Source organism: Coprococcus sp. AM97-35 (genome assembly GCF_027697525.1).
In the GTDB taxonomy this organism is placed as follows: Bacteria; Bacillota; Clostridia; order Lachnospirales; family Lachnospiraceae; genus Allocoprococcus; species Allocoprococcus comes.
Map to the genome: position 1 here is coordinate 92165 of NZ_JAQESL010000002.1, position 22841 is coordinate 115005.

Here is a 22841-nt window from a genome sequence, read left to right on the forward strand (position 1 = left end):
AGTAAACGGAAAAACAAGGTATTATCAAAGTAATGGACAAAGTAAGATCGGCGAATATTGTGAAAACGGAAGATGGTATTATTTTGATAAGAATGGAGTCATGCAGAAGGGATTCGTCCAGTTACCAGGAAAGACTGTGTACTATAATGGAAGTGGTGTCATGCAGTATGGAGAACAGAAGATCAGTGATGCATGGTACTATTTTGATACGATAACTGGAAAGATGGCGACGGGATTCTATAATTTGCCGGGAAAAACTGTATATTATGGAACGGATGGAAAAATGCTCTATAAAGAACAGAAAATAGGAAATTACTATTATTATTTTGATGCTGTGACAGGTGCAATGGTAAAAAATACTACCATAAATGGACATTATTATGATAATACAGGTAAAAGAGTAGAAAAACAGCAAGAAGCAAGCCATCTGATTGTAAATACATCTACCACAAATGTGACGCAGATGGTACAGTTTTATAAAAATACAGGCGAAACGTATCCAACTGAAAAATTAAAAAAAGGTGGAGCGGAAAGTATAGAAAAATTTGCCAGTATTTATTATGAAGAAGCAACAGCGGAAGGTGTAGATCCAGCGGTTGCATGGTGCCAGAGTATGAAGGAAACAGGATGGTTACAATTTGGCGGACAGGTGAAAATAGAACAGTTCAATTTCGCTGGTTTAGGAGCTACTGATAACGGAGCTTCCGGAGCTGATTTTAGTAAATATGGAGAGAATGGTGTAAGAATGGGCGTCAGAGCTCAGATTCAGCATCTTAAAGCATATGCAGTTTCAGGTTTAACAGAGAAAGATTTAAAATATACATGTGTTGATCCTAGATTTCGTTTAGTAAACAAAGGCTCAGCAAAATACGTGGAATGGCTTGGCACCCATGAAAATCCGATAGGAGCTGGTTGGGCAACAGGAGTAGAGTATGGCCAGGGGATTATTAAATTAATGAACCAGCTTGAAAAGTAAGTACATATTGTAAAAGGTGAAAAATGAAGAAGCTCTTTGGAATCTTGGTGAAAATCGGGATTTCAAAGGGTTTTTCTAGATAATTGAACTAAAAAGTATAAAAATTTATTTTTAGGGTATCAGCAGAAGATTGTAAAATATACCTCAAAGTGTTAGAATAGTTGAGTAATTACAGTAAGATTGAAAGGATAAAAATAATGAGAAAAGTACCAATTTTATATATTGTTATTCCTTGCTACAATGAAGAAGAAGTGTTACCTATTACAGCGCCGCTTTTTTTGGAAAAAATTCATCAGTTAGTCAATGAAGGAAAGATTCTTGATGAAAGCCGTATTTTATTTGTTAATGATGGAAGCAAAGATGGTACATGGGAATTAATTAAAAAATTATCAAAGGAAGAATATCATTATAAAGGGATTGCACAGAGCAGAAATCGTGGACACCAAAATGCTGTTCTGGCTGGATTGATGACAGCTAAAGAAGCAGCGGATATTACAATTTCGATTGATTGCGATGGACAGGATGATATTAATGCAATGGATGCGATGGTAGATGCATATATGGCAGGGGCTGAAGTTGTTTACGGAGTACGAAGCAAGAGAGAAACAGACACATTTTTTAAGCGATTTACAGCAGAATCTTTTTATCATTTGTTAAATTGGATGGGAGCAGAAGTTGTATTTAATCATGCAGATTACAGACTGATTTCTTCAAAAGTATTAGATGCATTTTCTGATTTTAAAGAAGTAAATATCTTCTTACGTGGATTGATTCCGTTAGTTGGTTTTAACAGTACTTCAGTATATTATGAACGGCATGAACGAATTGCGGGTGAAAGTCATTATCCGTTGAAAAAAATGTTGGCACTTGCATTTGATGGTATTACCAGTTTGAGCATTAAACCTATCCGAATGATTACAGCAGCTGGAACAATTATTTCATGTCTTGGATTTTGTGCTATTATATGGGCAATTATTATGCAGGTTATGGGAAATACGGTTGCTGGCTGGGCAAGTATGGTTTGCATAGTAGCGTTTCTCGGAGGGATTCAGTTACTTTCGCTTGGTGTTATTGGGGAATATATTGGGAAAATATATTTGGAAACAAAGGCAAGACCAAGATATATTATTAGTGAAACTACAGATGATGTTCAGGATTAAATATGTATGTTGAAAAATCCTTTTCCGTTAAGAGACAATAAGAATTTACTTAAATGTAGACTTGAGTAGTGGAAATATTGCGATATTATGTGAAACATGTTATATTACATAAGGCGTATGCTGTGATAAATATTGGAGGAATCATTTATGGAAAGGGTTGAAAATAAAAGAAAAGTCTATAATTTTAGAAAACTTATTGTGAATATTGCGGGAGATATTATAAAAATTGTATTAGGAATAATATTATTTATATTATCGATAGCTTCAATTGTATATACTTGCAAGTTATGTGATACGGACACTTTATGGGAATTTACTTTTTACAATAAAGATAATATTTTTAAGTATGTGATTATCATAATAGGAATGATAGTTATGTATAAAATATATATTGTTTTGAAAAGGAACAATAAAATTATTAAATATAAATCTCAATATGGGAAAAAAATAGACATATATAAACTTTTAATCTGCATGCATTGCATATTAGGAATAGGATGGGTTGTTTGTACGCAATTGACACCTAGAGCAGATCAAGGATTTTGTTCAGCAATAGCAGCTAATCTTTTTTCAGAAACGTATGATAAAGCAGATTTTCTTAAGGGTGGATATTTGAATCAATACCCATTTCAATCAGGAATTATTTTAGTATTTAAGATAATATATAGCCTTTTTGGTATAAATAATTATATGGCATTTCAAATTTTGAATGTTGTTTCTGTAGTATTGATTGACATATATTTAATGAAAGTTTTGAAAAAAATCACAGCAGTTCATGCGGAAAAAATAGGAATTCTTTTTTTGATATTATTTTTTCCGATGGTATTTTATACATCTTTTTTGTATGGAAATTTAATGGGATGTGCGTTTTCAACGATGGCTATGTATTATGAATTTGAGTATTTTGAAAATCATAAAGTCTGCAATATGATATTAAGTACGGTATTTATTGGAATAGCTCTAATGATTAAGTCAAATTATTTGATTGTGTTATTGGCAATGTTGATTTTTTTGGGCATAGATTGGATTATATCTTTAAAAAAGAAAAATATTATTTTTGCAGTAATTGTAATCTGTTCCTATATAATAGCAACATCTGGTCCGGTTAAATTGTTGAGTATTCAGGAAAATGTGTATTTAGGAAAAGGAATTCCTAAAATTGCTTGGATTGCTATGGGAATGCAAGAAACAGGTATGGCACCAGGCTGGTATAATGGATATAATGCAGACACATACTTAAATAATGATTGTGATTCTGAAAAAACAGCTGAAGAGGCTCAGAAATATATTAGGGAAAGAATGACATATTTTGCTGAAAATCCTATATATACAATAAAGTTTTATACAAAGAAAATGCTGTCTCAATGGTGTGAACCTACATTTGGAGGAATTTGGATTAACCAGTTTGAAAAGAATGTTACTATTTCTCGATATTTGGATAGCATATTAAATGGTGGAAAACTACAAAAAATAGTAATTGAAGTACTGGATGTTTTGCAGTCGTTTGTATATTGGCTGGCATTTTTGTATGTGATTACTAATAGAAAACGAAAAAATATATTTATTTGGTTTCCAGGAACAGTCTTTATTGGTGGATTTTTGTTTCATATGATATGGGAAGGTAAAGGGCAATATGCATTTACATATTTCTTACTTCTGATTCCATATGCTGCGATTGAAGCGAAAATGATTGTAGATTATTTGACAAATAAAGCGGATGAAAAATATGGAAAATAATTTTGATAAATTATAATATAAATTTCAAATTTAGATTTGAAATTTATATTATTAGAGATGAGCAAAACACATTAATTCAAAAGTAGGACGTGGCAGTTAGTTTCCATAAAGTTTGAGGTTACGATTTTATGGCATAGCAAAGCTAACGTAAGTCCAAAACTTACGAAATCATAAGACTATGAGAATTTTTTAATCAAGCAATTCGTTTTATTGTTTTTAGTTTGCGATAAGACTGACCGGAATGTCTAGTGATTGCGGCAACGGCAACTGCCAGTAAACTGATATGGGCAAGTGTGTTTAAGTTTGTAACAGACGCTTTATTTCTCACCCACATCCGCTCCTGACCAGTATTTTTAAAACGCGAATTATAGCGTTCACATTCTGTGCGGAGTGAATAATTACTTTCAAAATATTTGCTGTCCCTATCAATGGAAAGTCTTAAATCATCAGGAATGGTGAGATATTTCGTACAGCCACGATGCTTTTTACCATTATAGAAATTTTTGTGGTGGCATGGGCAAACGGTATCTTTACTTGATTTTAGAGGACAACAAAACTTTTGACGGGTACGACCACAATCGGAAAACTTACCATCCTTCCACATGGCAAGCCCTGCTTCGCAAATGGGATTCCCTTGAGGAAGAAGTTTCGGATTTTTGGAATTACGTTTGTTTAATGGAATGATACATTCTCCATTGTAAAGATCCTTAACCTGATTGTAGATATTTTTGACATCGTAACCTTTGTCGGCAAGGAATGTGCAGTCCGTTATTGGTTGAAAGGAATGGGTAGCAGCAAGGATATCTAAAGCGACGATAGCATCATGAACTTCCGCGGTTGTGGTCATTTCATAAATAGGAAGACCTGAAATACAGTCTACAAGGACATGATTTTTATAGCCCCAATAGAATTCATATTTTTTCTCGTTCGTTTGATTGGATGCAGTGTGGACGCCGAGTCTACAATCCGAATCCGCCCTTGGTTGATTTCCGGGGTTAAACTTATTTGAGAGAAAAGATTTCGGATTATTCTGTGAAGTATTTGCAGAGACAGGGGTTGAATCTAAGCCAATAAAAGAAGTGTCTACAATACCTTCTTTAGAAAGGAATAACACCTGAGTTTTCATGATTTCAGAGAGAACTTTGTTATCGAAATTTTTCAGGAAGCGATCAAAAGTCCAATAAGAAGGAAGTGGACGAGAAATATCAAAGCCACAAAAATGCGCAATCAGAAGATTATTGTGAAGATAATCGACAAGATCGGAAATCATGGAGAAACCTTCGCATTTCATGACAATAAAGGAACAAATCATAGCGTGATTTGAAAAGCCTTTCCTTCCTGTCTTGGGGAATTCCGGAACAAAGGATAAATCAAGATTCAGAAAAAGAGAATCATAAAACTTTGCAACTGGTTGTGAAGTGAAAAGACGAATGTCTTTCAAAATTTCTTGACGATAGATAACAATCAGCTCCTTTCGGTGAATTGATTTTGACAACTTAATTATACCATTTGGAGCTGATTGTTACTATAAATTTGAAGTGATTAATGAGGTTGCCATGCCTCGCAAACCCGCATAAATACTGAATGTGTGGAGTTTTGCTCATGGCTATTATATTATAAAAATGGAGGTTAGATATGAAAAAAGGATGGGGACTTCAAAATTCCAGAAGCAGAATGATTGCTTTGTTTATCGTGGACATGCTTACTGTGGTTTTGGATTCTTATTTAGCGATTATATTGCGCTTTAAATTGGATAACATCTGGGTACCAGAGGAGTACATGAGCAGTGTAGAACACTACATGATTATAAATGTGATTACGACGGTAATTATCTTTTTACTGTTGAATCTGTATAATCGTGTCTGGTCTTATGCCAGTTTATATGAGATGCTATTGATTGTGTGTGCCGCAATGCTTTCGACAGCATTTCAGGCTTTTGGATTCAGTTTATTATATTTGCCGATTCCAAGAAGTTATTATTTCTTCTACTTTATTTTGCTTAGTATTACTACGTTGATCACTCGTTTTTCATATCGGATTTTGCACACGATGCAGAATGGAATCAAAAAATCAGCGAAGCATTCCCGTAATACGATCGTAATCGGAGCTGGTGAAGCGGGAAATATGATCATTAAAGAACTGAAAAGCAGTAAGTATCTGAATCAAAAGGTTGTATGTGTTATTGACGATAATCCGTCGAAAAAGGGAAAATATATTCATGGAATTCGGATTATCGGTGGAAGAGATATGATTCAGGAAGCAGCAAAAAAATATGATGCAGAAGAAATTATCCTTGCAATTCCGTCAGCAGGAAATAAGGCTACCCGTGATATCTTAAGAATTTGTAATCTTACAGATTGTAAACTTAAAATTTTACCGGGCATGTATCAGCTTATCAATGATGAAGTTGGAGTATCAAATCTGAGAGAAGTATCGATTGAGGATCTACTTGGCAGAGATGCAATAAACATTGATATGGAAAGTGTTGGACAGTATGTAAGTAATAAACGAGTACTGGTTACTGGTGGAGGGGGATCAATAGGCAGTGAGCTTTGCCGTCAGATTGCTGCGCATAATCCGAAGCTTCTGATTATATTTGATATTTATGAGAATAATGCATATGAGATTCAGCAGGAACTGATCCGAAAATATCCAAATCTGAAGTTGGAAGTATTAATTGGATCTGTCCGTAATACGAGTCGAATTGAAAGTGTAATGGAATATTATCGCCCGGAAGTTGTATTTCATGCAGCGGCCCATAAGCATGTACCGCTTATGGAAGACAGTCCGAATGAGGCGATTAAAAATAATGTGTTTGGAACATACAAGACTGCAAGAGCAGCGGACAAGTATGGAGTAAAGAAATTCGTACTTATTTCTACTGACAAGGCTGTAAACCCTACTAATATCATGGGAGCTTCAAAGCGTATGTGTGAGATGATCGTGCAGACATTTAGTAAGTATTCCAGAACAGAATATGTAATTGTACGATTTGGAAATGTACTTGGAAGTAATGGTAGTGTAATACCACTTTTCAAGAAGCAGATGGAAGCAGGTGGACCAGTTACGGTTACACATCCAGATATTATTCGTTATTTTATGACGATTCCTGAAGCTGTATCACTGGTGTTACAAGCAGGAGCCTACGCACATGGTGGAGAAATCTTTGTGTTGGATATGGGAGAACCGGTAAAGATTGCCGATCTTGCAAAGAATTTGATCCGGCTTTCCGGCTATACACTTGGTGTGAATATGGAAATTAAATATACTGGTTTAAGACCGGGTGAAAAGTTGTATGAAGAATTGCTGACAAAAGAAGAAGGACTTCAAAAAACAGCGAATGACTTGATCTTTATTGGGAAACCATTGGAGTTTGATGAGGTACATTTCTTAAGCCAGTTAAGAGAGCTTGAAAAAGCGGCGATGGAAGAAAGTCCGGATATTAAAGAAAAAGTTGCTGAAATTATTTCAACGTATCATATCAGGCCGGAAGACAAGAAGAGAGATAGTGAGGCTTTTCAAGAACTAGTGAGTCTGGGAAGAATCAGTCATGAAGGGCCAAGCGTAGAAAAAGAACATACAACTATTTAACAACAGTAGTAGTTTGGAGAACAGAATTATGAAAATGTCATTGGTAGTACCTTGTTACAATGAAGAAGAAGCAATTCCTATTTTTTACAGAGAAGCTTTGAAAGTAATAGAACAGTTGAAAGATGAGTTTGAATTTGAGTTTTGTTTTGTAGACGATGGGAGTAAAGATGGAACATTGCAGTGCTTCAAAGATCTGCGGGCAAAGGATGAAAGAGTTCATTATGTTTCATTTTCAAGAAACTTTGGAAAAGAATCTGCATTATATGCCGGATTACAGCTTTCAACAGGGGATTATGTTGCAACATTGGATGTGGATCTGCAGGATCCACCGTCACTGCTGCCGGAAATGTGGAAAACAATTAAAGAGTCAGAAGGTAAAGAAGATTATGATTGCGTTGCTACGAGAAGAGTTAACCGGGCAGGGGAACCGCCTATCAGGTCTTTTTTTGCGAGAATGTTTTATAAGATAATCAATAAAATGTCATCAACAGAAATTGTAGATGGCGCAAGAGATTTCCGATTAATGAAACGAAAAATGGTGGATGCTATTTTGAGAGATGCAGAATATAATAGATTCACAAAAGGAATTTACAGTTGGGTGGGATTTCATACAAAGTGGATTGCCTTTGAAAATGTGGAAAGAAGCGCAGGAGAGACAAAATGGTCTTTTTGGAAACTGTTTTTGTACTCAATTGAAGGGATTTTAGCATATTCTACAGCACCTTTAGCGATTGCATCTGTGTTTGGAATTGTATTTTGCGGAGTTTCATTTATTTCTATGTTAGTAATTATTATTAGAGCATTAGCGTTCGGAGATCCAGTTGCGGGATGGCCGTCATTGGTAACAATAATATTCTTTTTAGGTGGAATCCAGTTGCTATGTCTTGGAATTATAGGATTGTATTTATCGAAGACGTATTTGGAAACGAAAAAGAGACCTATATATATTGTGAGAGAAAGTGAGTAAAAAATAAATGCAGATAAAGAAGGGATTAAATAAGCTTGTAGATAGAGTTGAAAAGACAAATATATATATCATATTTGTAGTGATTTTATGCATTCAAGTTTTGTTTATGCTATATTATTGCAATATGAAAAAAGGATATTTTGTGGATGAAATATGGTCATATGGATTATCGAATAGTTATTATCATGCTCAATTAGAGGATAATAATTCATTGGAAAATGTGAAAATATCTTCAGAATTATTCAAAAAATATTTAACTGTTGATGAAGGGAAAAATTTTAAATTTGGCTCAGTGGTGAATAATCAAATGCATGATGCACATCCACCTTTATTTTATATGGTATTGCATAGCGTTTCGTCACTTTTTACAGGGACTTTTAGTAAGTGGTTTGGCTTAATACCTAATATTATATATTTTGTAATTGTGATGTTTTTGCTGTTGAAGATATCGCAATGTGTATCTGATAATAATATTTTCTTTATTGCAGTACAAGTGTTATATGGATTTAGTATAGGAGCAATTAATTCAGTAACATATATTAGAATGTATATGTTACTGACTTTATGGTGTTTATTATTTTTGTTAGAAAATATCTATTTATACCAAAAAGAAAAACTGAAATTAAGCAATTATATTTTGTTGGGGATAGCAACTTTGGGTGGAATGTATACACATTTTTTCTTCATAATATTTGCTTGTCCTGTAGTTTTACTAAATTTATTATATTTGTATAAAGAAAAATCGGGAAAAGGTTTATTGAAGTATATATTGACAGGAGCTATAGGTGGAATAAGTGCGATTCTCTTATTCCCGACATATATACAGAAAATAAGTGGAAACGACGGAAATTCTAATAGTGCACAGACACATGCAAACATGAGAAATTTTAGTGATTGGTCAAATCGATTAAAAGCGTATTGGGCTGATGTGAGTTCAGAATTGTTTGGAAGCGTGTGGGGAGTTATAATAGGTATATGTGTTATTATTATTATCAGCTATATATTTTCAAGAATGATTTTTAATATTAAATTAAAGAAAACTGAAAAAGGTTTAATTTGTATTATTATTGAAAAAAATGACTTTGAAAAAAAGGAAATAGTAATTAGAAAAAATGTTTTTATTATTGTAGGAATATTGTTTATCTGCGCATTTTACTATATATTGGTATGTAAAATAACACTTTTCATTTCAAATAGATTTATGATGTGCATTTATCCGTTACTTGTTTTGCTAATGTGTTTATTACTAGAAATAACTGTGAAAGTTTGCACTAAAAAAAAGGTAAAACGAGCTTTTGCAATGGGAATTATTTCCATTCTTATAATAGGTGTAACATTTTATGCAAACGATCCAGAATATATTTATGAAGAAAAAGGAGTGATTGCAACTGAATTAGAAAATTATACAGATGTTCCGTGTTTATATGTTTATACGGCCCCATACAGAATGCTGAATAATGCATTAAACCTTATGAACACAAAAACTATTTATCAGTCTAATTTGGATAATTTGAAAAAAAATATAAATTCAGTAGACAATTCTTCTGAACAACTAATTTTATATGTGGATACATTAGTGTCTGATCAAGGAATGGAAATGGATGATTGTGTTGAATATATAAAATCTAGTCTGAATTATAATAAAGTTAAATGGTTGGGGACGGATGATATGAGTGTCATATATTGTTTGGAACGGTGATAATAATTAGATTGAGTAAATGAAAAGAACATACGAGGGGATGAGATTGGTATGCAAGAAAAAATATTAGATAATAAAAGACTACAATATATAGATATTGCTAAAGGAATTGCAATGATTTGTATTATTCTGGGACATATGGGAAATGCAAATATTAACCGAGTAGTATTTACATTTCACGTACCAATTTTTTTCTTTATAACAGGGTATTTTATTAGTGATAAATGTGAAGTTAATATTTTTGTTAGAAATAAAGTAAGAACGTTGATTATTCCGTATTTAATAACGTGTTTTGCAATAGTTATAATTGCAACGTTACAAGGAGCAATTTGTGGTGATGCTATTGTGGAAATAAAAAAATGGAGTTATGCTTCGGTATATGGTGCAGGTGATTCATATACTAATCCGTTTTATATTCCGGGAATCGGAGCAATATGGTTTTTGTTGGCGACGTTCTGGGGAAGTATTTTTTTGAGGATATCTCTAAATTTTAATAAATATATTAGATTGTTTTCTATTGCTGTGATATTTGCGATAGGTTATTATTCTAGGAAATTGTTTTGGTTTCCGTTGAGTATACAAGCAGGGGCATGTGCAACATTATTTATGTATATGGGAAATCTTTTGAACTTAACAAAAGATATACTAAAAGAAATTCCGAACGAAGTGAAAAAATTTGGAATTGGATTTGCAATGGTTACATGGTACTTTTTTATTAAAGATTTTCAGTCATTCTGGTTAGTCCATTGTGATATAGGAAGAGGAATTGTGGATATCTTTGGTAGTATGTGTGCATGTGCAATGGTTATTTTAATATCAAGGACTATAGAAATTAAAACGAAAAAGATTAGTAATGTGCTTGCATACTTTGGGAGATATAGTTTGTTAATATTGTGTGTGCATGTTATAGAACTTAATTTAGTTCAATGGTGGAAGATAACAGATAAAATTATTATAATGGGAGGAACTGAAGAAGTTCGGTTGGTGGTAATAATTATTTGCAAGCTGATATTGGATTTGGGAATTACATATATTTTGTCTAAAATTACTTTTGTAAGAAGAATATTTGGGTATAAAAATTAAATACTTTGTTATAATAGACATTTTGTAAAGATATAAGAATAATAGAAGTTTGACAAAAAAACAAGCATTTGATATAATCTTTCCATCTAAAGAAAAGTGTAGTATAATAATCAAGTAATCAAAATAAAAGTTGGTGATTCAGATAGAACTAAATATCTGTAAAACCAACTTTTTTTGAGAAAAATATTATTTATATAAGTTAGGAGAACAATGGACGAGAAGATATTAACAGTAACGATACCAAGTTACAATGTAGAAGCATATCTGGAAGACTGTCTGGAATCTTTTGTGAATTCCGAGGTTATGGATGATATTGAAGTATTGATCGTGAACGATGGTTCAAGTGATAATACTGTCAAGATTGCACAACGATATGTAGACAAGTACGAAAATACATTCCGGTTGATCAATAAAGAGAATGGGGGACATGGTTCTACGATTAACACGGGTGTCCGTGAAGCAAAAGGAAAATATTTCAAAGTGGTTGATGGAGATGACTGGGTAGATACAAGAAGTTTTATTCATCTTGTGAAAGTGTTAAAAGAGAGCGATGCAGATATTGTGGCGTCTAATTATACCTGGATCAATCATACAACGAGAATGCCAGAGAAGAGGCAGGAACATCCGTTTGAAAAAATAGAGTATAATAAGCTGTATCAGTTTGAAGAGATTGTCGGTAAAACGATTATTGATATGCATGCGACAACTGTGAAGACGGAATTGTTCAGAAAGGCTGATGAACAGATTGACGAACACACTTTTTATGTGGATGTGGAATTTATTGCATTTCCGATTCCGTATGTGCGGACAGTGTATTTCATAGAAGAGCCGGTTTATCAGTATCGCCTGGGACTTCCGGGACAGAGTATGTCTATTCAGAAGATGCAGAAGAATCTGAAGAATCATTTACGTGTGCTTATGCGGCTGAACAGCTATTGCAAGAAAGCAGAAAAGATTGCTCCGGTAGCGAATCTGGAGTATATCCGTGAGCTGACAGCAACAATTCTTACCAGTCAGATGAAGATTTATATAAGTTTTCCTCTTAAGAATGGTATGAGAAAAGAAGCAATGAAATTGGATGCATATTTTTATCATAAGAACCGGAAAGTCTATGACAGAGTAAAGAATCCGGCTGTTCTGGTTTTGAGGAAAACTCGATATGCTGCATTCCCGTTAGCGGTTCTTGCTTTTAAGGGACGAAGAAATTCATATTAAGATGGAGAAGAAAAATGAGTGTGACAAGAGATAGGATAAATACATTTTTTAGGTATAAGGATTTATTAAGAGAACTGGTAGTCAGAGATGTGAAATTAAAATACAGAAGAAGTTTCCTGGGATATGTATGGAGCATTTTGAATCCGTTGCTGATTATGTTAGTAATGACGCTTGTATTTTCACAGATGTTTCAGCGTGGAATAGAAAACTTTCCAGTTTATCTGCTTACTGGACAGGCACTGTTTGATTTTATGAATAATGCAACCCATATGTCCATGTATTCAGTATTGGATAATGGAGCACTGATTAAGAAAATTTATGTACCAAAATATATTTTTACATTGTCGAAAGTAACAAGCTCATTGATTGATCTTATTTTTTCAATGGGTGCATTGATTTTGGTGATGCTGATTACAAGAACACCATTTTCACCATATTTTTTATTATTTCCGCTGGTAGTTATACCGCTTTATATTTTTGTGTGTGGAATGGGATTCTTCTTGTCAGCAGCAAATGTTTTCTTTAGAGACATTCAGTATATTTATAATGCAATTACTGTAGCATGGATGTATGTGACACCAATGTTTTATCCAATTGATCTTCTTCCGGACGGGCTGAGAAAACTGGTAGAATACTGCAATCCGATGTATTATTATATCCAGTTTTTCAGAGATCTTGTTTTATACAGACATTTTACAACACCTAGAATTTTTATTGGCTGCTGGGTGATGGCATTTATTATGCTGGCAATTGGACTTGGTGTGTTTAAGAAAACACAGGATAACTTCATTTTGTATATCTAGGAGAAAAGATAATGAGCGAAGAATATATTGTTGATGTTGACCATCTTACGATTCGGTTCAACATGGCATCTGAAAAGGTGGATAATTTAAAAGAATATGTGATTAAGTTGATTAAGCATGAATTGATGTTTCAGGAGTTTCTGGCGTTAAAAGATGTAAATCTGAAAGTAAAGAAGGGAGAAGCGTGGGGACTTATTGGAACAAATGGTTCTGGAAAATCCACTCTTTTAAAAGCATGTTGTGGGATTTTAAAACCGTATAAGGGAACTGTTACAACGAAAGGTACAATTGCTCCATTGATTGAGCTGGGTGCTGGATTTGATATGAATATGACAGCAAGAGAAAATGTGTTTTTAAATGGGACAGTACTGGGACATTCCAGAAAATTCATGGAAGAGCATTTTGATGAGATTATTGAGTTTGCGGAACTTTGGGATTTCCTGGATGTACCGATTAAGAATTTTTCATCAGGTATGCAGGCTCGACTTGGATTTGCGATTGCTACGATGGTAAGGCCTGATATTCTGGTTGTTGATGAAATCTTGTCTGTAGGAGATTATCAGTTTCAGGAAAAATGTTATAAGCGAATGGAAGATATGCTCAGTGGAGGAACAACACTTTTATATGTATCGCATGATGTCAAATCTGTAAGAAAGCTGTGCGATCATGCAATTTGGATTGATAAAGGTGTGGTAAGAAAAAGCGGTCTGGTTGAAGAAGTAACCAATGAGTATATGAATGAATAGTTTGATGGGAGAAATATGATACTACAAAAATTTGCTTTATATCCGTATTCAGAAGAGACGACTCAGCTTTATATGAAAACAACTGATAATGTTGTGACCGACAAGGAAAAAGTTGAGTTAAAGACTTTGGCAAAAGTAAATCTGGAAACATATTTTAATTTATTTTCATGCCTGAAGTGGAAAAAATATGTTGGAGTTGAGTCTGTTTATCTTAGATTAAAGCTGAATGGAATTGTAAAAGTAAAAATAGATCATCTTCAGGTGAAAGATGGAGATGTAGAAAGACATGGTGTACTGGACGAGGAAATCCAGTCGGATGCTTCGGGATATGTAACTTCAAATGAATTTACGCTTCCTGAGAAAGGAATGCTTGGAGTTATAATTGAGGCAGTGTCAGAGTCAGTGCTTTATGAGGTTGATTTTTCAACAGATCAGACGGGTATGGAAGAGAATGATATTTGTATAGGAATCGGAATCTGTACGTTCAAGAGAGAAAAATATGTAGAGCGTAATATGAATCTCCTGAAAGAGGGAATCTTGAATAATCCGGCTGCAGAAGCGTATGATCATATTAAAATTTGTATTTCGGACAATGCGGGTACGTTAGAACCAGAGAAAATCGAAAATCCAGAAATCCATGTCGTAAAAAATAAAAATTTGGGTGGAGTAGGCGGGTTTACCCGCACCATGCTGGAATATTTAAATGGCGAAGAAAAAATAAGTCACGTTCTGTTAATGGATGATGATGCAATTATATTACCGGAAACAATTGAAAGAAATTATCTTTTCTTAAAACATTTAAAGAAGAAATATTATAATTATGTAATTGGTGGAGCTCTGATGCGACTGGATCATCCAAGTATCCAGTATGAAAGCGGAGCATTATGGAACAATGGAGATATGATTGCACATAATCATGATTTTGATATGACTTCATTGGCAGAATGCATTACAAATGAAGTCGAGATTGAACATGATTATGTTGGATGGTGGTATTCCTGCATACCAGTCACATTTATTAACAAAAATAAATTACCGCTTCCGTTATTTATTCATCGTGATGATATTGAATATGGATTACGTGCAAATGGAGAATTTATTTTATTAAATGGAATTTGTGTATGGCATGAAGCGTTTGAAAATAAATGTCCGGGAACAAATGAATATTATGATATTCGAAATCTGGCAATACTGAATGCGATTCATGATGAAAAGTTTACGGCTAAACAATTTAAAAAGGTTTTATTTAAAGAGATTAGCAGCAATATAGGAAAGTATCGCTACAAGTATGTGGACTTAAATCTACTCGGAACACTTGATTTCTTAAAAGGAGCAAAATGGTTCAGCGAGCAGGATGGAATAGAGATTCACAAAAAACTGGCGGCATATAACTATGAAATGAAATCAAAAGAAGATTTTATCGGTTACAAAGGTTTGACGGAAGAAGATCTTAGTCCATATGGAAAAGAACAAAGAGAGCATGTTCCATTTATAGAAAAAAGCTGGAAAATGGCTACGATGAATGGACATTTTTTACCGGCAAGACATGGAAAGCCAAAAGCAGAAATTCCCTATCCGAATATTTATGATTTGTATCGATACAAAGAAGTGTTGTATATAGACAGTACAGATCATGTATTAGATGCAAAAAGAAGTGTTATTGCAATGATAGCATCTTATATTAAATTTTTTAAAGTATGTAAACATATTGACCAGAGATATGATAAAGTATGTGAACAGTACCGAGATATGTTTGGTACCTTTACGTCAAAGGATTTTTGGAATCATTATCTGGAATTAGATAAAAACATGGATTTATAAGGAGGAGCATATGGGATCACCAAAAGTAACAGTAGTAGTACCAATTTATAACGTAGAAAAATATCTTCGCCAGTGTCTGGACAGTATTGTGAATCAGACATTAAAAGATATTGAAATTATTTGTGTAGATGATGGCTCAACGGATTCATCACCGCAGATTATCCAGGAATATATGGACAAGGATTCACGTGTAAAGGTAATTACAAAGCCAAACAGTGGTTATGGAAATTCCATGAACCGTGGATTTGATATGGCAGAGGGTGAATATATCGGTATTGTTGAGTCGGATGATTATGCGGATCCGGAGATGTTTGAAGAAATGTATAATGTAGCTTCAAGCAATCAGTTGGATGTGGTGAAATCAGGATTTTACTATTATTATTCGATTCCGAAAGAAAGAAATGAAAAAGAAGAAATTGTATCTAAAGTACGTGCAAGAAAAACATTCTGTCCGGCTACAGATTTTAATGCACCGATGGAAATGGTAGAATTTTTTAATTTGAAGCCGACGATTTGGTCTGCTATTTATAGAAAAGATTTTATTCGAGAAAATAAAATCCGTTTTAATGAAACACCAGGAGCATCGTTTCAGGATACGAGTTTTAGCTTTAAAGTAATGTGTCTTGCTAAACGTGTTCAGCTGTTACAGGAAGCATATTTGCATTATCGTCAGGATAATGAGAATTCTTCAGTAAATTCTCCGAAGAAAGTTTTTTGTGTATGTGATGAATATGAAGAGATGCATAAATTCTTGGAAACGAATCCTTTACATCGTGGAGTATTAGAATGTGTATGTAATCGAATAAAATATGATACTTATATGTGGAATTTGGGGAGACTTAGTCCTAAATTTAAGTATATCTTTTTAGAAAGAGCAGCTCAGGAATTTAAAGAATGCTTTGAAAAAGGTACAATGGATTCACGATATTTTGAAGAATATAAGTGGGAAGGTGTAAAAAAAATGGTTGAAGATCCTATAGGTTTTTATAATGAGTATGCACTCAATCAACCGGGATATTCAATGAAAGAATTAAAGGAAATTAAAGAATCCTATTCGTATCGCATAGGAAGACTTATTACATTTCTCCCAAGAAAGATTTTGGGTGGAATTCAAAGTGTTAAAGATGATGGGGTTGTATATACTTTTAAATTAGGTTGTAAGAAGATTATTGGAGGTATATCATGGTTAAAGGACCGAAGATCTCGGTAGTTATACCGGTATATAATGTGGCGGATTATTTGAGTAGATGTTTGGAAAGTTTGAGACGTCAAACTCTTTTGGATATTGAAATCGTATGTGTTAATGATGGATCAACAGATAACTCAGATGAAATAATTCGGGAACAGATGAAGATAGATTCGCGCATTCAACTTATTGATAAACAGAATGCTGGGGTTGCGGCAGCAAGAAATACTGGAATTGATGCGGCAACAGGGGATATGATTGTATTTTTAGATCCGGATGATTATTTAACAACTAATGCGTGTGAGAGAATTTATGAAGAGAGAATTAATCATTATGCAGACATTATTGTATATGGATCGAAACCGTTTCCTGAAATACCAGAGCCGGACGCCTGGGTTGCATGGAAATTAAATAGTAGAGATATATATTATCCAGAACCGAATGAAAAATCTTTATTTGGCGAAACTAATAGTGAACCCTTTATTTGGAATCATGCGTATTCTCGAGATTTTTTAAATGATAATCAGTTACGATTTATTGAATCGATTAAATTTGGAGAGGATATTGTATTTTTGTTTCAAACAGTTCCTATGGCAAAACGAGTACAGTATATTTCAGATCAACTGCACTATTATCAATGCTATAGAAGCGGGTCGTTTATGCAACAATATAATGATGAAACGGAAAAACGTTTAGTTCAGCATGTGAAAAATCTTAGAACAATAACAGCATTTTGGAATGAAAAAGGATTTCTAAATAAATGGGGGCGAGCTTATTTTGAATGGTTTATTAATTTTATTGTTCCGGATTTGATTCAGTTTAATCCGAAAAATAAAAAGAAATTAGCATTAGAAACAGTTAAAATTATAGAAAAATTTAATTTGAAAACATTTTATAAGCATTCAAAACTTGAAGTAAAAGAAAAAACAAAGAGATTATATAAAATGGCTAGATAGATAATAGTTCTAAGGGGAAGGAAAGAAATGAGAAGAGTATGGGAATATATTTACTGGCGTCTGCCAGTAGGAAAAAGGCAATTTTTTGATAAGGCAAATGATTTAGTAAAAAAAGCAGATTCATTAAGACAAATTTTAGAATCGGGAATTAAAAATAGTTATAATCATCAAAACGAGCTTTATAATCAGATGAGTGGAAAAATAGATGGATTATCAAATGAAGTGAGACATCTGCATGAGGAAAATGCTCGTTTGGAAAGAATTATTACACATTATCATAAGCAGGATATGCAGATGTTTTGGGAAGAGTATCGAAAAGATGGAGAGTCTACAGCAGATGCTCAAAAAAGATTTTTTCTTGCATTACCTAAAGCGAAGGGAGTAAGCAGAAATTTGCAACTTCTGGAGAAAGATTTACTAAGAGCTTTTGCTAGAATTTGTGAGGAGAATAAGTTATCTTATTGGCTTTATGCAGGTACTTTGTTAGGAGCAGTGAGACATAAGGGATTTATTCCATGGGATGATGATGTAGATACTTGTATGGCAAGAGAGGATATTGAAAAATTAAGAGAAATATTAAAGGATCATCAAGAATATAGACTTACAGTAAGATATGATGCAGGGGGATTTTGTAAGCAGATTCGTTTTACTTATAAAGATACGACTATTCCTGTTTTTATTGATATATTTCCGTTTGACTGGATTAGTGAGGCATCATATGAAAAATGGGAAGAAAATCAGAAAATTAGAAAAGAGTTAAAAACAGAAATTACAGATGAAGGAAATCCATTGATTCAGGAATTTCGTAGGGCAGGATGTGTTGATGATGATTCGGCTATTGGAATTCAGATTGCAGAGATTTTTAATAAATATTATAAGAAACTTTATGATAAAAATATTATTTGTGCTAAAGAAGATGCAAAAGGGTGCTTATACAGTTTTGATAGTTGGAGTTATTGTAATGATAATAATTTAATATCAAAAGAGATTTTTTATCCATTACAGAAAATCGAATTTGAAGGCGATGAATATTATGTGCCAAATAAGTATATTTACGTTTTAAAAGAAGTGTACGGTGAAGATTTCTATACATTCCCATGTGGAGAGCCTCATTTTATTCATGCAGATTGGAAAAAAAATGAAAAGCTTCTTGAAGAAGAGGTAAAGAAAAGAGTTAAATAGAGAAAAGCAGACAAAACAATTATAGAAGGATAATTGTAGTTGTCTGCTTTTTTTAAGAAGGTGAAAGATGTACGACTTTAGAATCAGTTTCCCAAATGTTTATAACTTTTGAAATATTTGCAGAAATTTGCATCGGAATATTATTTGGTAACTGATTGGTTTTTATGGCTCTTAAGAATGCAACTAATTCATAACGAATCCCTTCTCCTTCAAGTGGATAAAAGTATCTTCGATTATCATTTTGATTTTCAAACCTAACTTCAAAATATTCAGTTTTCCACCAGGGTGCGGGTACATAAATATAGCCTTTTGTGCCAGAAATAACTAACTCACCTTCTGATTTTACTCCTTTACCCACTTTTAATGAAGCAACAGCATTTTTGTAAGTAAAATTTATTTTTGTAAATAAATCAAAAGTAGGAATTTTGTCTAACATAAGAGAGGTAATATTTATATCTATCCAATGTGTACCTAAGATATGAAAGATAGGTAACATAGCTGTAGGACCCCATGCACAAATACTGTTCCAATAATGAGTTGCTTTTTTTGTTGTATCAATTTTGATGTTTTTAAGACTTGTACAAGTTGATTCAACAGAAAGTACTTGACCGATTTTCCCGGAATTTAAAAGTAAAAGCAAGCGGTTATAAGCTGTAGAATAAGCTGTTTTAATGGCATCCATTAAGATTAAGTTTTTACTGTTTGCCAGCTGATAAAGCTCATTACATTCAGCTTCAGAAAGTGCAATCGGTGATTCACATAAAACGTGTTTACCAGCAAGTAAAGCCTGTTTGACATGATTATAATGTTTAGTAGGGTGTGAAGCAATGTATACAGCATCTATTGAAGAGAGAAGATCTGTATAACTGTTGGTTAATAACAGACTGTTATCAGCTTTTATTTGTGCAGAAGTTGAGGAAGAAGAAACGGCTATTACTTCTGCACCATTCACAAATTTGCTTTCACGAAAATATTTTGCTACAAGGGTAGAATTGCCTATTAATCCAAGCTTTAAATTACTGTCTTTTGCACGAAGCTCGGAACTGGATATACCTTCTGTACGGTCTAAGTAGATGACGTTGCAATATTTTTTCAGATAGTCAAAATGACCAATCCAATCAGAGCCAACAGTAAAAATATCGACATTATAATGCTGGATGTCATCAATTTTTTGCCCTTCATATTCTTCGATAATTATTTTGTCAGCAAGTCCGGTAGATCGGACGTTTTCGATACGTTCCATTAGAGACTGTTGTACATTTATTTTTCCACGTGTTTTATCAAAATCATCTGAGGTTACCCCGACAATCAAATAGTCCCCAAGAGCTTTTGCTCTTTCTAGTAATCTGATATGACCGTAGTGGAGTAGATCATAAGTTCCATATGTTATAACTTTTATCATTTAAAAAGCGACTCCTTTAATTGGTATTGTCTAATTCAAATAAAGCATCTAAAAAACGTTCCATATATTGTTTGGCACCAATGGTAACGCGTAGGCAGGTGCCAAAATTTCCGACATTAGAATAAGATTTTATTAAAATTTGTTTTTGCGATTTCATTTTTTCAACAATGGTTAGCGCATTTGTTTTAGGCTTTATAAAAATGAAATTTCCTGCATCCCCCTTATGCAAATACTTATGGGAATTTAATTCTTTTATCAAATAATCACGTCCAAGAGTGTAGTCTTCAATTAAAGAAGATAAAATACCAGGCGTTTCCAAAATTTTTTGAGCTACTAACATGGCGAATGCGTTTGTATTATGTGGTGTGCATAATTTCTGTACCATTTTTATCTCATCAGGATGTCCAACCACATATCCAAGTCGACAACCGGCCATTGAAAATAGCTTGGAAAAGGTTCTTGTAACAAGGATATGTTTGGAGGTCAAAGCATATTTGATGAATGTTTTTGGATAAAAATAATGATAGGCTTCATCAACAAGGATAGTGATTTCAAGTTGTTCACATACTTTAATGATTTCTTGAAATTCGGTTTCTGAATATACATTTCCCATCGGGTTATTTGGGTTAAGTAATATAAGTAATTGTGTATCAGGCGTTAAGGTGGAAATAATATTTTGAATATCCATTGAAAGGTCATCATTATATGGAACCTTTACAAAAGATCGGCCATACATTTCAGAATATACTTGAAACATGAAATAGGATGGAACTACTCCAACAATTTTTCCGCTTTCTGAGGTAAAAGCCTGAATAATATAGCGAATTCCCTCAGCGGATCCATTTACAAGGCAAAGGTGTTCTGGTGTAGTATTCAGATGTTTTGCAAGGACTTCCGAAAAGTGATGGGTTTCTGGATACTGTGCAATTAATTGAGGAGTTATTTCAGGCAGAATAGAATCAATGAAATCTTGAGGAAGCCCTCCAGGGTTTTCATTTAAGTCAAGTCGTAAATAATTTTTGCGTTCATTTTGATCAAAAATGCGAACTAAATCTTTTAGATTATTATTTAAGTAATACATAGTGAATCTCCTTTATTGAATATGATAAAATCCTTTAGTTAATTTCCAAAATAATATTTTTTGTCTGTTTCCCCAAACATATTTTTGCCATAGCAATTTTATTGTTGGAGGAGAGGACCATTTTTTACAAAGAGCTGTATAAGGCATAGTTTTTAGATCTTGTATAAATGATGCACGGTTTGGATTTGAATTAATATGATTCTTTAGAGGCCCCTGATATTTTAGAGCCTCTTCATAATTAAGTTCATGTCCGATAAAAATATCTTTGGTACTTAGAAAAGCCTTTTTGCCTTTGATAGAATTACATATAACCAGAGAAGCACCTTTATTGTGATTATATAATTCAGGACAATATAAATGAACACCCCACAAATCTCCGAGTGAAATATCAGCAAAACGTTCTTTGGTTGCATATGGACATTGATAACAGGATGGTCGACTCATTAAATGACTGATCCAAATTGACCAGAACGGGTTAAACCATCTGTCAGTTTTAAGCTTTCTGCTGTTTTTTAAAGAAAGCTGCATAACTTCAAAATCCCATCGCCCAATAGAATGGTTAAAATAGGATTTGAAATCTTTGTAACGATAATCAATTGATTTAATACGTGAATGATATTTTGTAGTAATATACTTATTATAACTTTTTAAATAAAGAGGAGTAGGAACACCTTCGCAAATAACCTCGACTGTCAGCAGATTTGTTTGATTGCAATTAAGGAGAAAAGATTTTAAACCGGCAATTTGGCAAGGCGTACCGGAAAATAAAACTTTTTTTCCATCCTGTAAAAACTTTTTTGCATCAGCATAGGAAGTTCCAATATTACTTTGTGTATATTTTGATTTTCTGAATTTATCTAAATATTTTTTGTCAAAAATATGATCATGATATACATTTAAACCATCTGATACAGCTCCGAAAATTACATAATTTTTATCGCACCATGCATCAACGATTGCAGAGAAAGCTCCACCAGAGGTGCTTTCTGATAAAACTTTTTGATTTTTTATATGTCCTCCAAAAGTATAATTCATTCCGGAACATTTTTGAGGAGATAAATTATAAGGACAAACTTTACGGCATAATCCGCAATTCGTGCATAAATCTATATTGATTTTTGGATAGCGAAATTCTTCTGAATCAGGAATCATACAGATAGCTTTGTGTGGGCAAATATTTGCGCAGGCTTCGCAGCCGGAACAGGTAATTTTATCATTTGTATCAAGGTAACACAT

General features: G+C 33.4%; 18 protein-coding genes. 14 read left to right on the forward strand and 4 right to left on the reverse strand.

Features of this window, described 5'->3' with window-relative positions; translation table 11 throughout:
- From PG840_RS02230 to PG840_RS02240, 3 genes are all read left to right on the forward strand, one after another.
- A partial coding sequence (locus PG840_RS02230) for an N-acetylmuramoyl-L-alanine amidase family protein (protein ID WP_270613341.1) occupies positions 1 to 976 on the forward strand: 976 nt, incomplete at its 5' end.
- Positions 977 to 1173: 197 nt separating this feature from the next.
- Entirely contained in the window at positions 1174 to 2136 is a 963-nt protein-coding gene (locus tag PG840_RS02235; RefSeq protein ID WP_118199104.1) for a glycosyltransferase family 2 protein, read from the forward strand.
- Positions 2137 to 2283: 147 nt separating this feature from the next.
- Complete coding sequence (locus PG840_RS02240; protein ID WP_270613342.1) at positions 2284 to 3873, forward strand: hypothetical protein; 1590 nt, start codon at positions 2284 to 2286, stop codon at positions 3871 to 3873.
- A 193-nt stretch (positions 3874 to 4066) separates the two neighbouring features.
- Here the strand turns inward: PG840_RS02240 and PG840_RS02245 are convergent, their stop codons facing one another.
- Positions 4067 to 5368, reverse strand: coding sequence for a transposase (locus PG840_RS02245; RefSeq protein WP_270205981.1), 1302 nt, complete (start codon positions 5366 to 5368; stop codon positions 4067 to 4069).
- Positions 5369 to 5508: 140 nt separating this feature from the next.
- Here PG840_RS02245 and PG840_RS02250 point away from each other — a divergent pair, with 140 nt between their 5' ends.
- The 11 genes from PG840_RS02250 (at position 5509) to PG840_RS02300 (ending at position 19122) form a co-directional block, all read left to right on the forward strand.
- Positions 5509 to 7464: a polysaccharide biosynthesis protein gene (locus tag PG840_RS02250; RefSeq protein WP_118199106.1), complete on the forward strand. Its 1956-nt coding sequence runs from the start codon at positions 5509 to 5511 to the stop codon at positions 7462 to 7464.
- Positions 7465 to 7492: 28 nt separating this feature from the next.
- On the forward strand, positions 7493 to 8431 hold the full coding sequence (locus PG840_RS02255; protein WP_270613343.1) for a glycosyltransferase family 2 protein: 939 nt from the start codon (positions 7493 to 7495) through the stop codon (positions 8429 to 8431).
- 7 nt (positions 8432 to 8438) lie between these two features.
- The gene (locus PG840_RS02260; protein WP_270613344.1) at positions 8439 to 10130 is read left to right on the forward strand and encodes a hypothetical protein; all 1692 of its coding nucleotides are present in this window, start codon (positions 8439 to 8441) and stop codon (positions 10128 to 10130) included.
- 51 nt (positions 10131 to 10181) lie between these two features.
- The gene (locus tag PG840_RS02265) at positions 10182 to 11213 is read left to right on the forward strand and encodes an acyltransferase family protein (protein WP_270613345.1); all 1032 of its coding nucleotides are present in this window, start codon (positions 10182 to 10184) and stop codon (positions 11211 to 11213) included.
- Between the two features lie 210 nt (positions 11214 to 11423).
- Positions 11424 to 12428 (forward strand): glycosyltransferase family 2 protein, encoded by a 1005-nt coding sequence (locus tag PG840_RS02270; RefSeq protein ID WP_195602193.1) that lies wholly within the window; start codon positions 11424 to 11426, stop codon positions 12426 to 12428.
- A gap of 14 nt (positions 12429 to 12442) precedes the next feature.
- Positions 12443 to 13231, forward strand: a complete 789-nt coding sequence (locus tag PG840_RS02275; protein WP_195602192.1) for an ABC transporter permease — start codon at positions 12443 to 12445, stop codon at positions 13229 to 13231.
- An 11-nt stretch (positions 13232 to 13242) separates the two neighbouring features.
- Positions 13243 to 13977 (forward strand): ABC transporter ATP-binding protein, encoded by a 735-nt coding sequence (locus tag PG840_RS02280; protein ID WP_195602191.1) that lies wholly within the window; start codon positions 13243 to 13245, stop codon positions 13975 to 13977.
- Positions 13978 to 13992: 15 nt separating this feature from the next.
- Complete coding sequence (locus PG840_RS02285) at positions 13993 to 15798, forward strand: glycosyltransferase (protein WP_195602189.1); 1806 nt, start codon at positions 13993 to 13995, stop codon at positions 15796 to 15798.
- A gap of 10 nt (positions 15799 to 15808) precedes the next feature.
- The gene (locus PG840_RS02290; RefSeq protein WP_195602188.1) at positions 15809 to 17008 is read left to right on the forward strand and encodes a glycosyltransferase; all 1200 of its coding nucleotides are present in this window, start codon (positions 15809 to 15811) and stop codon (positions 17006 to 17008) included.
- Positions 16981 to 17940 carry a glycosyltransferase family 2 protein gene (locus PG840_RS02295; RefSeq protein ID WP_270613346.1) on the forward strand — a complete coding sequence of 320 codons (960 nt, stop codon included), beginning with the start codon at positions 16981 to 16983 and terminating at the stop codon, positions 17938 to 17940. Before PG840_RS02290 ends, PG840_RS02295 begins: the two co-directional genes overlap by 28 nt.
- A gap of 27 nt (positions 17941 to 17967) precedes the next feature.
- Positions 17968 to 19122 (forward strand): LicD family protein, encoded by a 1155-nt coding sequence (locus PG840_RS02300; protein ID WP_270613347.1) that lies wholly within the window; start codon positions 17968 to 17970, stop codon positions 19120 to 19122.
- Positions 19123 to 19174: 52 nt separating this feature from the next.
- On the opposite strand, the gene PG840_RS02305 is transcribed toward PG840_RS02300, so the two are convergent.
- The 3 genes from PG840_RS02305 to PG840_RS02315 are packed head-to-tail and all read right to left on the reverse strand — an operon-like array spanning position 19175 to position 22841.
- Complete coding sequence (locus PG840_RS02305; RefSeq protein WP_195602248.1) at positions 19175 to 20524, reverse strand: Gfo/Idh/MocA family oxidoreductase; 1350 nt, start codon at positions 20522 to 20524, stop codon at positions 19175 to 19177.
- 16 nt (positions 20525 to 20540) lie between these two features.
- Positions 20541 to 21605 carry a pyridoxal phosphate-dependent aminotransferase gene (locus tag PG840_RS02310; protein ID WP_270203971.1) on the reverse strand — a complete coding sequence of 355 codons (1065 nt, stop codon included), beginning with the start codon at positions 21603 to 21605 and terminating at the stop codon, positions 20541 to 20543.
- Between the two features lie 12 nt (positions 21606 to 21617).
- Positions 21618 to 22841 (reverse strand): Coenzyme F420 hydrogenase/dehydrogenase, beta subunit C-terminal domain, encoded by a 1224-nt coding sequence (locus PG840_RS02315; protein ID WP_195602019.1) that lies wholly within the window; start codon positions 22839 to 22841, stop codon positions 21618 to 21620.

What these genes read in the sequence shown, in the direction of transcription:
- PG840_RS02260 (WP_270613344.1), top strand. Translation starts at nt 8,439, where the DNA reads ATGCAGATAAAGAAGGGATTAAATAAGCTTGTAGATAGAGTTGAAAAG.
- PG840_RS02315 (WP_195602019.1), bottom strand. Translation starts at nt 22,841, where the DNA reads ATGTGTTACCTTGATACAAATGATAAAATTACCTGTTCCGGCTGCGAA.
- PG840_RS02295 (WP_270613346.1), top strand. Translation starts at nt 16,981, where the DNA reads ATGGTTAAAGGACCGAAGATCTCGGTAGTTATACCGGTATATAATGTG.
- PG840_RS02290 (WP_195602188.1), top strand. Translation starts at nt 15,809, where the DNA reads ATGGGATCACCAAAAGTAACAGTAGTAGTACCAATTTATAACGTAGAA.
- PG840_RS02255 (WP_270613343.1), top strand. Translation starts at nt 7,493, where the DNA reads ATGAAAATGTCATTGGTAGTACCTTGTTACAATGAAGAAGAAGCAATT.
- PG840_RS02275 (WP_195602192.1), top strand. Translation starts at nt 12,443, where the DNA reads ATGAGTGTGACAAGAGATAGGATAAATACATTTTTTAGGTATAAGGAT.
- PG840_RS02235 (WP_118199104.1), top strand. Translation starts at nt 1,174, where the DNA reads ATGAGAAAAGTACCAATTTTATATATTGTTATTCCTTGCTACAATGAA.
- PG840_RS02270 (WP_195602193.1), top strand. Translation starts at nt 11,424, where the DNA reads ATGGACGAGAAGATATTAACAGTAACGATACCAAGTTACAATGTAGAA.
- PG840_RS02240 (WP_270613342.1), top strand. Translation starts at nt 2,284, where the DNA reads ATGGAAAGGGTTGAAAATAAAAGAAAAGTCTATAATTTTAGAAAACTT.
- PG840_RS02305 (WP_195602248.1), bottom strand. Translation starts at nt 20,524, where the DNA reads ATGATAAAAGTTATAACATATGGAACTTATGATCTACTCCACTACGGT.
- PG840_RS02310 (WP_270203971.1), bottom strand. Translation starts at nt 21,605, where the DNA reads ATGTATTACTTAAATAATAATCTAAAAGATTTAGTTCGCATTTTTGAT.
- PG840_RS02280 (WP_195602191.1), top strand. Translation starts at nt 13,243, where the DNA reads ATGAGCGAAGAATATATTGTTGATGTTGACCATCTTACGATTCGGTTC.
- PG840_RS02300 (WP_270613347.1), top strand. Translation starts at nt 17,968, where the DNA reads ATGAGAAGAGTATGGGAATATATTTACTGGCGTCTGCCAGTAGGAAAA.
- PG840_RS02265 (WP_270613345.1), top strand. Translation starts at nt 10,182, where the DNA reads ATGCAAGAAAAAATATTAGATAATAAAAGACTACAATATATAGATATT.
- PG840_RS02285 (WP_195602189.1), top strand. Translation starts at nt 13,993, where the DNA reads ATGATACTACAAAAATTTGCTTTATATCCGTATTCAGAAGAGACGACT.
- PG840_RS02250 (WP_118199106.1), top strand. Translation starts at nt 5,509, where the DNA reads ATGAAAAAAGGATGGGGACTTCAAAATTCCAGAAGCAGAATGATTGCT.